Source organism: Limnohabitans sp., from assembly GCF_031539175.1.
In the GTDB taxonomy this organism is placed as follows: Bacteria; Pseudomonadota; Gammaproteobacteria; order Burkholderiales; family Burkholderiaceae_C; genus Limnohabitans.
This window is the reverse complement of record NZ_JAVKLQ010000020.1, coordinates 1-11,562: the sequence shown is the minus strand read 5'-3', so window position 1 is coordinate 11,562 and position 11,562 is coordinate 1. Positions and strand designations below refer to the sequence as shown.

General features: G+C 47.7%; 10 protein-coding genes. 6 read left to right on the top strand and 4 right to left on the bottom strand.

Going from position 1 to position 11,562, the window contains the following annotated elements; translation table 11 throughout:
- Window positions 1–217: 217 nt before the first annotated feature.
- Entirely contained in the window at window positions 218–697 is a 480-nt protein-coding gene (locus RMS95_RS03765) for a hypothetical protein (protein ID WP_310643724.1), read from the top strand.
- Between the two features lie 11 nt (window positions 698–708).
- On the opposite strand, the gene RMS95_RS03760 is transcribed toward RMS95_RS03765, so the two are convergent.
- Genes RMS95_RS03760 through RMS95_RS03745 form a run of 4 tightly spaced genes read right to left on the bottom strand, consistent with a single transcriptional unit; the run spans window position 709 to window position 5,968 of the window.
- Entirely contained in the window at window positions 709–1,410 is a 702-nt protein-coding gene (locus tag RMS95_RS03760) for a DUF4400 domain-containing protein (RefSeq protein ID WP_310643722.1), read from the bottom strand.
- Window positions 1,400–3,511: a type IV conjugative transfer system coupling protein TraD gene (traD, locus tag RMS95_RS03755; protein ID WP_310643720.1), complete on the bottom strand. Its 2,112-nt coding sequence runs from the start codon at window positions 3,509–3,511 to the stop codon at window positions 1,400–1,402. The genes RMS95_RS03760 and traD overlap by 11 nt, the downstream gene beginning before the upstream one ends.
- Before the next feature lies 1 nt (window position 3,512).
- The gene (gene mobH / locus RMS95_RS03750; RefSeq protein ID WP_310643718.1) at window positions 3,513–5,588 is read right to left on the bottom strand and encodes a MobH family relaxase; all 2,076 of its coding nucleotides are present in this window, start codon (window positions 5,586–5,588) and stop codon (window positions 3,513–3,515) included.
- Window positions 5,585–5,968, bottom strand: a complete 384-nt coding sequence (locus RMS95_RS03745; RefSeq protein ID WP_310643716.1) for a hypothetical protein — start codon at window positions 5,966–5,968, stop codon at window positions 5,585–5,587. The genes mobH and RMS95_RS03745 overlap by 4 nt, the downstream gene beginning before the upstream one ends.
- A gap of 627 nt (window positions 5,969–6,595) precedes the next feature.
- On the opposite strand from RMS95_RS03745, the gene RMS95_RS03740 reads away from it, so the two are divergent.
- Genes RMS95_RS03740 through RMS95_RS03720 form a run of 5 tightly spaced genes read left to right on the top strand, consistent with a single transcriptional unit; the run spans window position 6,596 to window position 11,479 of the window.
- The gene (locus RMS95_RS03740) at window positions 6,596–7,120 is read left to right on the top strand and encodes a lytic transglycosylase domain-containing protein (RefSeq protein ID WP_310643714.1); all 525 of its coding nucleotides are present in this window, start codon (window positions 6,596–6,598) and stop codon (window positions 7,118–7,120) included.
- A complete protein-coding gene (locus RMS95_RS03735; protein ID WP_310643712.1) occupies window positions 7,117–8,187 on the top strand; it encodes an ATPase, T2SS/T4P/T4SS family in 1,071 nt (356 codons plus the stop codon). Before RMS95_RS03740 ends, RMS95_RS03735 begins: the two co-directional genes overlap by 4 nt.
- Window positions 8,188–8,203: 16 nt before the next feature.
- Window positions 8,204–8,542, top strand: a complete 339-nt coding sequence (locus RMS95_RS03730; RefSeq protein ID WP_310643710.1) for a hypothetical protein — start codon at window positions 8,204–8,206, stop codon at window positions 8,540–8,542.
- Between the two features lie 10 nt (window positions 8,543–8,552).
- Entirely contained in the window at window positions 8,553–8,867 is a 315-nt protein-coding gene (locus tag RMS95_RS03725; RefSeq protein WP_310643709.1) for a VirB3 family type IV secretion system protein, read from the top strand.
- The gene (locus RMS95_RS03720; protein WP_310643707.1) at window positions 8,864–11,479 is read left to right on the top strand and encodes a hypothetical protein; all 2,616 of its coding nucleotides are present in this window, start codon (window positions 8,864–8,866) and stop codon (window positions 11,477–11,479) included. The genes RMS95_RS03725 and RMS95_RS03720 overlap by 4 nt, the downstream gene beginning before the upstream one ends.
- Window positions 11,480–11,562 lie beyond the last annotated feature (83 nt).

The window sequence follows — 11,562 nt, the reverse complement described above, 5'->3', positions numbered from 1 at the left end:
TTGGTATCGTTCTTCTCGGCTGAGGTGCTTGTACATTGGGCAATTTCGATTTGGCGGTTAAAGCGGCCATGATGCTCTCGCATCCTCAGCCACCTATAACCAGTTCATCTTTGTTGCACTTCGTCCTTGAATCCGCCTTTCTATTAGATGGTGGGTCGCCGGGCTTATCGCGGCGTTGTTGACTGGAGGATATTTTGGAATTGAAAGACTCAACTCAATGGCGCAATTGCTTAAAGATCCGAAGTTAAGTACCGAAGGAATCATGCTCAATCTCTTGCTTACTTTACTCTCTGTCGGTGGTTCAGTTTGGTTTGCTTGGTTGTCAACACGTCAAGTCGGTCAACGCTTTAAACTTGCCGAGGACTACGCTTTCAAGGCATCCATATCTCGGGCATACGAGGGATATCGTAAGGAGGCAAATCGTATAGATCCAGCACTCGAAGCCAAATTACTGCGGTCAGCGTTGGATCGTCTTGATGAGCAACCAATTCGTTTTGTGGAACAAGGTAATCACGCTAGCCCATTGCATGAGATGCTCGCATCGGAGACGGTGAGAGACGCAGTTAAGTTGATACCTGAATTTGCCACGAACGTACAAAATTTGGCTAAAGATGCACTTTCTGCTGTTAAAACAGGAAGCAAGGCAGCGCCAGAACTTAGTACTGAACGCCCAATTAAACCCACAAGCAGTGAATAAGCGGGTGTTGTTTAAAGGTGTTTTTTGTAATAAGTCGCTTGCACTCGAATGAGGATTGCGGAAACTACAACTGTAGGTAGCAACACCCACTCCGCATGAATCACAACGGGGGCGCATAAAAAAATCAGTCCGGCAGCTGGGGGCAACAGACTAAATGCAAAAAGCTTTGCTCGGTGGTAGATTGCCGCTGATTCAGTGCCGCCGCACTCGCGACGGATTTCGCGCTGCACCAATCCATCAATGCCAAATACGCCAATCACCAATAGGCAAATTGGCAGGGCCAAAAGAACGATGGACAGCCTGACTCCAAACAAAACAGTCGCGTAGCTGGCAACCAGTAAATCGGGTGCGAAGGCCGCCCAAGTGAAACGATTGACACCTTCTCCGATCGTTGTTGCCTTGCTTTTGTCAGGTGGGTTCAGCTTGGGACGTTGCATCAATTTTTTAATGCCTGTCACATCAAAAATTAGCCAATGAATGTGTGTTGCAACTTGCTCAGAAAACCCATCAGATGCACTGCCTTCCATGTACTCATCAATGAGTGCCTCAACGTGAGCCACGCCATCTAGGTGGTGGTAGCGGACCCAAGTGATTTGTATGGCAACAGAGACGAACCAGATCAACAGGATCGACAGTGATAGGTTCCATGCCAATCGAAACGGCTTGAAGGTTGTTTCAGCGATTCCATTGTCATTGCGTGGTTCAGAAGCCATGACCTTTTCCCTCCACCGTCAACCCATCGCTTGTGTTGCCTAAAAAATCTATAGGGAGTGGGGCGGTTTGGCCTTCGTCCACCGATTTGATGTAGCGGCTGTATTGTTCGTGCATGCCATCAAAAACTTTGAACAAACTCTCTGGCCAATGAACATCGTCCACACTTTCAACAGCCAATGGCAAACGCACCTTAGCTAGTTGACCTCCGTCCAACAATGCAAATGCTTGCCCCTTGGGCAAGGATGTGAGGTCTGAGGGCCTGAGCATAGGCACCTTGTAGCTTCGGACAACATCACCCGATGAAGAACCAAAGTCAGCAAAGTCGTCGGGGTCTTGAACGTCTGTTGTGCGCGAATCAGATGCTATTTTTGAAACCTCGACTTCTGGTAACTGCTCAGTCAAAATTTCTGCGGTGTCAGTCGTTTTCACTCGAAGCATGATGAGTGAGTTCAGGTTGCCGCCGATTTGTGCGGCTTTTGCGCGGTTACCAATTTTTGCCTCAACGTCACTCCAAGTCTGCGTGTAGACCGTGACTTGGTAACCGGCACCGCCAGCTTTGTTCAGAAGCGGAACGAACTCATCGCCAATGAGTTCGTTGAATTCGTCGGCATGTATGGCCACTTTTTTGGAGTCTTTAACGTCCAAACCTTGGCTTTGGCCAAAAGCGGTGCCGAATTTGTAACGTCGGCCAGCCGTGGAGGTGAGGTCAGCGAACATCGCATTACCAACAGCTGCGGCAACTTCAGCGTCACTGAGGGAATCAAGACCCACATAAACAATGCCACCAGTGTTCATGATCTTGTCCCAATCGAACACACGTCGCTTCTCAGTCGGGTTGTCCCAAGTCGGTGATAGCAACTCACTCACCTTGCCGGTGGTGAGTTTTTCCAGCAACGGGTACAGCGAGTTGATGAGCATCTGAAATCGCGTCTTGTCGTTCGACAAGATGGACACAAGGCCATCAGCGACAGGGTCATGCCAGTCCTTCTCACGCAGCAACGCAATGAACTCAACTGTTTTGAGTGAACGCCCAGTTTTCTTCTGCATGGCTTCAATTTCTTTAGATGAAATGTTCTCAATTTCATCGACCCATTCGGGGTGCACTTTGTTGAGCCAATACTCAAAATACTTCTCCCCTAAAGCATCAACGTCCACTGCGTATTGATAAATCAAGGTGTACGTTGGATTCATGCCGAGCGCCGAAATCGCTCGGGATATCACGTTGATGAATAGCCACACAAACTCTTTAAAGGCTTGGCTCTGTCCTTCGCCTGGAAGCTGATTTGCAATACGAGTAGCCACTTCTGTGATGCGACCAATCGAAGAAATTGGGCTGTATCGGTCAGATAACTCGGGATAGCCAAGATGGAAAAACCAAAAGTCTTTTTCTCGGCCACAACGCGAGGCTTCTGCATACATGCGCTTCAAGAGAGCAACGTCTCCCTTGGGGTCAAAGACGATAACAACTTCGCCACGGCGAATGTCTTGGGTCACTAGCAGCTCAGCCAGTCGGGTTTTGCCGACACGGGTTGTGCCAAGCACCAGCAGGTGACCAACACGTTCTGCTAGTGATGTCCAAATTTCTCTTTCATCGGGTTCAACGCCGTGAATTGCTGGATCACCTCCAACTGGTGGCAGCGGTGACACGGGGTTTATTGGATGCTCATAGCCCAAAAACCGATTGAGCCAGTGCCCAGGGTGATCACGTTCAAACTGACGTGCCCATTCATAGCGTTTGTTGCGAGCCCTCAAGTGTTCATACTTGGGCAACCGCGCCGTGAATAAGCGCTGTGAATGTTTTTCACCCCACCAAAAGCCCATGCCCAAGAACAACTCTTTGGTGGATACGGGGATTTCTTCACTTTTAAGCTCGTACTTAGGAAGCCAACGAAGCTTTGTGTGAAAAAGCAAAATTTTGTAGCCTTGACGACCGCGCCAAACAGCCAACGCTAACAATGGCGCACTGATCGCAAACGATGTTGCCAAATCAAGCCCAAAGAACTGTTGATAAAACGCAATGCCAACGATTGAACCAGTGGCTGCTATGGACGAAATGAACTCAACAGGGGGGCGAAACGGATTGTCAATAGGGTAGGCCATATCACTTTGCCTCAGGTTTATCTGCTTTAGCTAGAAGCGGGTTTTGGGCAGGTACAGGACGCACATACGCCTGCGGGTTGGGAATTAAGTAGGTAGTGATGACGGCACCACGTTTGCCGTCGGCACGTTGTGTTTGGTAGTAGTGAAACTTTGAAGGCGGTGACACCTCTTTGTTCACAGCTAGGTAGCCAGCTTTTTGTATTTCGTTTTGAAGTGCACGCAAATGATCTATGGAGGTGCCAGTTGAACCTTCAAAACTGTTTTCTTCCAAATAGACCTTAAAGGCCTTCGGAGTCAAGATCGCCATACCTTCAGGGACAAAGTGGACCAACGAATCAGCCTCGTTGTAGCTCAGGCTACCAGTGCCTAAGCCTTGCTGAATCCATGCAACAAATTTGTCTGCGTTAGGGCGTGCAATTGCTCCAGGCATTCGATACAACGCCTTGGGTTGTTTGTTCGTAGGCGTTAGGGCTTGAACTGCTTTTGTCGGCTGACGGCCCTTTGTTTCAATTGCTGCTCCAGCACTCTCTCCCTCATCTAAAAATTCAGATTCATCGGTCGTTGCTGTCGATGGACTTGGTGATGGAGGAGGGGAGATTTCAGGCGCACCGACCTGTTCATTCGGCGTGTCAGAGGCAATGGTCATCCAAGATTCAGAATCATCAACAGCTGTAGGTGGTGTTTGAATGGCAGCACCGGCAACAGATTGCTCCATAGTCAATGGATCTTGCTGCTCAACCACTTGCGTCGATGCTTCTTGATCTGATCGTGGCGTGCTTGGCTCTACAGGGGTGATTGAGCCAACCAACGGGGCAGGGCGCTTCGCCTCCGCTGGGTAAACCAGCTCAATTGGAAATTTCAGTAACGTGAGAACATGATTCCAGTCGTCAATTTCAATGCGTGCCCACCAAACGGAACCCTTCCCGAACTCTTTAGGGGGCTGAATCAAAGCTCCGTATTCGTTCCAGGTGTCAAACAAGCGAGTGTTGTCTGTTGGAATACCGGCAGATTTACCTGGCTTAACTTCACGACTGCTCAACAGTTGTCGTACTTGATCTGCGGCTGCTCCAGCAACAAGCCAAATATGCTGACCATCGGGGTCAACAAACGCAGCAGCACCAGGGCGATTGATTGCCATATGCCCCTCTGCAAGCACTGCGCGTAGACCCGCCATTAATCGCTCAATTAGTGGGGTGCTGTTAGATGCAGCAAAACGAATGCGCGTGCCAGATTTGAGGTTTTCACTCACCGAAAGCTGATCAGCTTTTGTGATGATCTCTTTGAGGACACCATCAGTTGCTCCACCGTCAAGATAATTGAGAAGTTCTTTGAACAGCAAAGGGTCGGTAGAGAGCCATTGCAATGCTCCAGCAGGCACCATAGCGTGTAGCAGGCTCGTAGGCAGTCGTTGATGCGCTCCATAGTCGGACGTATCGGGAAAGTCCACCGTGTAGTGCGTCGCGTCTTGCGTCAGCCTCATGCTGCCTGCCAACCCTGACCAAGTTTTTAGTGGTTTATTGGGGTCAGACCCATACAGCGTGACTACGACGTCGGCCACAGGTTTGCCAATGTCGTGCAATAGGGCCGCTACAAGCAATCCAAAAGTCCAAACTGGACCAAGTCTGATCTGTTCTTCAGGGACTGTGCCCTTGGGGAGTTTGTAGCCTTCTCGCAATGCTAGGCTATGACTGGCGACTTCCAGTGTGTGTTGCATCAATCCACCTGGTTGTGCGTGGTGATGGGACTGTGAGGCCGGTAGCAGTTGAACAAACTCGACAAAGTTTGCAATCAATGGTGCAACGTCTCGCGCATAGTTTTCTGGTGTCAAGCCAAGTCTGGTGCGGATTTGTTCAACCATGCCCTGGCACTCAGCTTGTGCGAGTAGCTGTGCGGATGTTTGAATTGGCATCTGCCTTGCTGGACGCCGTGCAACGGGCGTTGACGGTGCCGCCGTTTGTGGCAGGGCATGCGTGGCCATTGTTTCAACTGTTTGATTCTGACGTTTGATTTGCCACAAAACCAAACCACCACCCGCACAAACCAAGAAAACACCTAGGATTGCCTCAGTCGTGTTCATTCGGCACACCGACGAATTAAAGCCTCGCACATTTCGAATGGTGCAGCTTTGATGTAAGGAATGACTACAGCGTGCGTTCTCGTGAAATCCAAATAGCTTTGCTCCAATGGATTCCATTGCTCACCAACTGCGCTGATGCATTGCCAATTCCATTGCTCCAGTGCAAATAGCTTAGGCGCCGCGTAAGTCAGCTCATACAAGGGGCCTACGGACAATCCAATATCTGCTATTTGTTGCTTCAGTACAACTTTTGAATCGGTGTTAGTTGAAAACTGCTCCAACCCTAGATAGTCCTCTCGCCAACCGGCGTACCGATCAATGAGAAAGTCTATAAAGCGCGGCATTCCAATGACTGGCGTGTTTAAGGGCGATTTGTTCATAGCACCAAGGATGCCGAAATTGACACTTCAACACGCGGTTTCGCTTGAACAACGTGATTTCAAATATTTCAAGCGAAACCGGATTTTTTCTGGTAAATTAGCTAGTGGAGATACTCTTTCTCAAAACAGCTATCCTTGCGAATCAAAGTCATTTATCCGTTCTAAATCCTTGATTCTATTACCCTTTTAGGCTTTTTTGCCGTTAGCCCTTAAGTCATTTGCAGGAGCCAGCGTTTGTAAAAAGCTGGCTCAATCCTTTTGATAAGCCCATTACCCCTTTGAAATCCTTGGTCTTTTCCAAGTTGTTGATTTTCAAAGATTATTTTTTCGATGTGCTGCCATTTACTTTGACAGTGCTTATTAAATAGGCGGTTTTTGAGCTTCTAAAAATAGTGGCTCTATTTATACTATATCACGAAAAAAATCTCGTTTCGCTTGAAATATTTGAAATCACATTGTTCAAGCGAAATCAGACAAAAAGCTTGACTTTTAGTGCAATGCATACGTGCGGCTGACCACCGCACGGATTGAAGCTCCTTTCAGTCCATGACCTCGGGGTGAGGTCTTCGGATCTCACCCCACCTTTTTAAAGGGTGTTGTGTGAAATCGCATTGCTTACTTGTCAAAGTGGCTGTTCTTATCTCGTGCACAAATGTGCTGCCTGTGCATGCGGCACAGCCGAGTGCGCTCATTGAACAGTGCTTGCAACAAGCTGCGCAATTTCACCAAGTCGCATACCCATTGCTGAGGGCTATTGCCGAGCAAGAGTCTGGGTTTAGTTCCGCTGTCAGCAACACCAACAAAGATGGGTCTGTTGATTACGGACTGATGCAAATCAATTCCAGTTGGTTGCCTAAGTTAAGTGCTTGGGGCATCACGAGGCAATCTCTGTTTGACCCTTGCGTAAATGCCAATGTTGGTGCGTGGATTCTTTCTCAAAATTTTCGACGTTTGGGCGTGAACTGGACTGCCGTAGGTGCTTACAACGCAGCATCAGAAGCCAAGCGTACAAAGTACGCATGGGCGGTTTATCAACGCTTAAACAGGTCCACAAGCGCAGTCGTGCTTGATCAACAGCGCATTGTTCCCAAGTCCACTGGTGGTCGCTTGGGCGTCTGGGAGCGTCCAGTTGAACAGGTGGCAATGGAATGAGTGTCTCAGCTCATTTAGATGGATCAAAAACCATGCTCGCTCATTGCGAGAGGGTGCTTCGCGGCGATCTTGGTAGCTTGTACCAATACTTTGACGATCCAAGTGTTCAAGAGATCATGATCAATGGACCTGAAAACATCTGGATTGAACGCGCTGGGCAGTTTGAACGTCTTGAGTTGAGCATTCCAAGCGCAACTCTGATTTCGGCAATTACCACAGTTGCAAACATCAACACCAAAAGCAGCACAAAGTCGCCATTACTTGATGCAAGGCTACCTGGCTTACGTGTAGCCGCAACGATGCCGCCAGTAGCGACATCCGGTGCCTCCATGTGTATTCGCCGACACAGCTCACAGGTGCGTAAATTGGATACCTACGTGGAGCAAGGGGCATTCGATCCTGTGTGGCGATTTGACTCAGCAAAAACTCAAAAGATCGTCGAGCGACCAAGTGATGAATCAATCGCCCAAGGCGGTCAAGCCATCGCTGATTTGTTTCGCTGGATCGTTAGCACTCGCCAAAACTTAGCGGTCACTGGTGCAACTTCGGCAGGTAAAACCAGTTTGCTAAATGCAATCGCTCAAGAAATACCCGCCACCGATCGTGTCGCAACGATTGAAGATACCGCAGAGTTGCAAATTAGTGTGCCAAACCATATTGGATTTGAGGCAAACCCAACGTATGGCGTAGACATTCGCTCATTGGTGAAGCACACCTTGCGATATCGACCACACAGAATTTTTGTGGGTGAAGTACGTGGTGGTGAAGCGTTTGACATGCTTGATGCATACAACACGGGCCATCCTGGCTCGGCTGTTTCATTCCACTCAGACTCCGCTGAATCTGGCTTGTATCGCTTGGAGAACATGGTCCGAATGGCCCCTGAAGCCTCGGGATGGCCACTCGCAGATTTACGTCGCCAGATCGCTCTAACTTTCCCATTTGTTGTGCATGCAGGTGTCCTGCATGGATGGCGTGCTCTCAATGAGGTGATTGAAGTCATTGGTGCAACTGCAGATGGCTATGTCACTAAATCCCTATTTAAAAAAACTGCTGAATATTACTAACCAAGAAGGTCTATCCATGAAAAAAGCTCAAACACTGCTTCAAAAAATCACGACAAAACTGGTGTCAATCAATGCATTCATTTGCACTGCTGCATATCTCATGTTGCTTCCAAGCGTTGCGAACGCAGGAATTCTGTCATCTGGCATCTGTCGTCCCTATCGACAACTTGTAGATAACGAGCTGTTTGTTGTTGTCTCAGCAATCATGGCCGTGGTCTTGGTTATTGGCTGGAAATTGGCTGGTACAGGCTCCAAAGCAATTCAAAGTGGCATTGGTCTATTGGCTGCACTTTTCATTGGTTTGAATATTGAAAACATCATTCAGACAGCAACTGGCGTAGGCATCTTCTGTTGAGGATTTAGTCATGGAAGAACTAGATAGCTCCGAAGTCAAGCAGTCACTGTTAAGTCAGCTCACCACGTTAGGTGTGGATGACTGGTTGTTCGTGATCAATTTGTGCACGGCAATTCTTGTCTCAGTAATTTTGCGCTTCCCACGCTTCTTGATTCTTTCATTGATCATGCATTTCGTATTGATGCTTGTGACACAAATTTCCCCGCAGTTGTTAGAGAAATACCTCAAACACATGAAGCAATCAGATCGCTATTCGCCGTGGCCTATGGTCACACAAAAGCGCGGGTTGCGTCCGCTTGGATACGGACGAGACGTGCAGATATGAAAACTCTATCAATCGCTGAAAAAACGGTTCACCATGCTCAAAGCGAAGGGCAACCAATTGCGGAATTGCTGCCTTGGTTGTTTCCGCTATCCCCCAATATGGTGGTATTGAAAGATGGCTCATTGCTGGCTTCATTTGCATTCAAGGGATTGGATATTGATTCAACATCCAATGCAGATATCAATTCAGCAAGAAGGCAGGTCATTTACGCCTTAGATCGGTTTCAAGAGCAACCGATCATGATGAATTGGCAAATGCGTCGCCGTGAGGCGACAAGTTATCCAATCTCAAAATTTCCTGATCCTGTCAGTCAACGAATCGACGAGCTGTATCGCGAAACGTTGATGGCAAATAAGCAGTTTATGAACGTTCCTGCGTTCTCTCTTGTGATGATGCCCCCCGCTGACAGCACACGCTTTCTGAACAGATTGAGTCGTGCCTCTTTACTAGGTGATGACAGTCTATGGGGAGCGTTGAAAGCAACTCTTTCTGGTGCTAGTGAAATTCTTCAAGGACGTAGTGATTTTCCTCACAGCAATTCAGAAGACCTATTTGATGCAGGGCAGCAGTTTGAAAAATACATCAGTCAATTTTTGGCTGCTACAAGTGCACTAGGCATTACACAACTATCAGGTGATGCATTCACTGGTTACTTGTGCTCATGCGCCAATCCAACACGAAAAATCTCTCGTATTGCCTTTCCAGATGCTGAATATTTTTGGGATACGACTTTGTGCGCGGATTACGTCAACAACCAATCATCTGATTTGATTGTTTTTGAAGGGCAGGGCAAGGTTTTCTCTGCAAGCTATTCATTTCGTTTGATTAAACGCGAACGTTTGTCACTTGACTTGTTTGACAAATTGCTTGCCGATCGAATTGAATTCACATTGACGCATGTCTATAAATTTTTGCCACGCAAAAAAGGAATGAATGTCGTTAAAGCGATGGCTAGATATCACGGTGACAGAAAAATGTCACCTATAGCATGGGCTGCGGGAGTTCTCAACGGCGGAGATTTTAGTAACGCAAAAATCAATGAAGAACGAGTAATTGCAGAGAGCGAAGCCGAGCGTTTTGCAGGTCAAATCGAAGTAGGTAAAAGTGGTGCAGGGTATTACTACGGCGGACTTGTTGTGTATGCACGGTCAATCACTGAGCTTGAAAATAGTTGTCAGAGGGTAGAGGAATTGTTCAATGGCGCAAGATTGCTGCCAATACGTGAAACTTTGCACAAGCTATCAACATGGACCGCAACCATTCCTGGTGCGCATGAAGAAATTGCCACTTGGCAAACGATTCAAACAGAAAATTTCGCTGATTTATTGCCTATTCGCACGATCGACGAAGGACATCGGGTCAATAAATATTTGACAGAAATGTTGAAAAAACCATGTCGTGCACTCATGGTCTTGCCAACTCGCTTCAAAACGCTTTATCACTTTACGGGCTATGTCGGAGATGTGGGGCATCTGCTCATCCTTGGACCAACAGGCCGAGGAAAGACGACATTTGCAAACTTGGGGTGGACTAATTTCCGTAAATACCCAACTGCTCGTGTACTCATTTTTGATAAAAATTACTCTACACGTCCAGCGGTGTTGCTACAAGGCGGCAAGTACATTGACCTTAACCCTGACACACAACATCAGGATTCAAACCGCTACCGTATGGGCCCACTAGCGGCGCTCCTCAAAGATGGCGATTTGGTGCACGTTGGCTATTTAAAAGGTTGGGTGAAGCTCCTTGCCCAAATGGTTGGCTACACACCAACCACAGATGACTTAAGCAGCATAGAGCGTGCTTTGATTTCAACAGCGGAATTGGGCAAGTCTGATCCAAGCATGTTGCGCTTGGCCACTTTGGTTTCCAAACTCGATATGAGTTTAGGTCTAGCACGCGCACTTGTTCAATGGACGCAAGGCCATTCGCTCGGCAGCTATTTTGATAACGACCGTGATGACATTGATCTGGAGTCTCTGACTGCAATTGAGAACGGCAGCATTCTTGAAAATGATGAAATCGCGCCCCCGTACATGAGCTACGCGTTTTACCGCATAGCCACTCAGATGCGCAGCTTAATTGGCGGGTATGAAATTGCGCCAACATTTATCTTCATCCCTGAAGTTTGGTACTTTTTGAAAAATCCAATCTTCATGACCGAATTCATGGAGTGGTTGGTGACATTGCGCAAGCTTGGAGCTTGTATTTGGATGGATACGCAGTCCCCTGACAAATTAGTTGAATCGTCTATTTATTCGGCGATCCGTGACAACGTTCCGACCATTGTTTTGACTGCAAATACAAGGGCACGATCTGAATCGTTAGGAACTCTTCTTCGTAGTGAATTCATGTTGTCGCAAGAGGAGCTTAAGCATATTGCCGAAGGTGTCCCCAAGAGAGATTTTTTTATCTCTCAAAGCGATGAAGGAAATTTCAAACGCATTTCCTTGAGCCTTACGCCTGAGCAAATGGTTTATTTGAGATCAGACAAATTGGCGCAAGCCACACTCAATCGCTGCCTTGAGCAGGGCGGTGATTGGCGCTCTAAATATAGGCGGATTCAAGGACGAAGTGCAACACGCTTTAACGAGGCATGGAATACCTCGTGAGGTGTCTTGAATCCTAGTCGCTTTCTGGGGCGATGATTCAATCGGTTTTCAATCATAGTCAATTCCTCATCCGTCACGGTTTC

Excerpts from the sequence above, each read along its gene's own strand:
- RMS95_RS03765 (WP_310643724.1), top strand. The coding sequence starts at position 218 with ATGGCGCAATTGCTTAAAGATCCGAAGTTAAGTACCGAAGGAATCATG.
- RMS95_RS03720 (WP_310643707.1), top strand. The coding sequence starts at position 8,864 with ATGAAAACTCTATCAATCGCTGAAAAAACGGTTCACCATGCTCAAAGC.
- RMS95_RS03745 (WP_310643716.1), bottom strand. The coding sequence starts at position 5,968 with ATGAACAAATCGCCCTTAAACACGCCAGTCATTGGAATGCCGCGCTTT.
- RMS95_RS03760 (WP_310643722.1), bottom strand. The coding sequence starts at position 1,410 with ATGGCTTCTGAACCACGCAATGACAATGGAATCGCTGAAACAACCTTC.
- RMS95_RS03730 (WP_310643710.1), top strand. The coding sequence starts at position 8,204 with ATGAAAAAAGCTCAAACACTGCTTCAAAAAATCACGACAAAACTGGTG.
- mobH (WP_310643718.1), bottom strand. The coding sequence starts at position 5,588 with ATGAACACGACTGAGGCAATCCTAGGTGTTTTCTTGGTTTGTGCGGGT.
- RMS95_RS03725 (WP_310643709.1), top strand. The coding sequence starts at position 8,553 with ATGGAAGAACTAGATAGCTCCGAAGTCAAGCAGTCACTGTTAAGTCAG.
- traD (WP_310643720.1), bottom strand. The coding sequence starts at position 3,511 with ATGGCCTACCCTATTGACAATCCGTTTCGCCCCCCTGTTGAGTTCATT.
- RMS95_RS03735 (WP_310643712.1), top strand. The coding sequence starts at position 7,117 with ATGAGTGTCTCAGCTCATTTAGATGGATCAAAAACCATGCTCGCTCAT.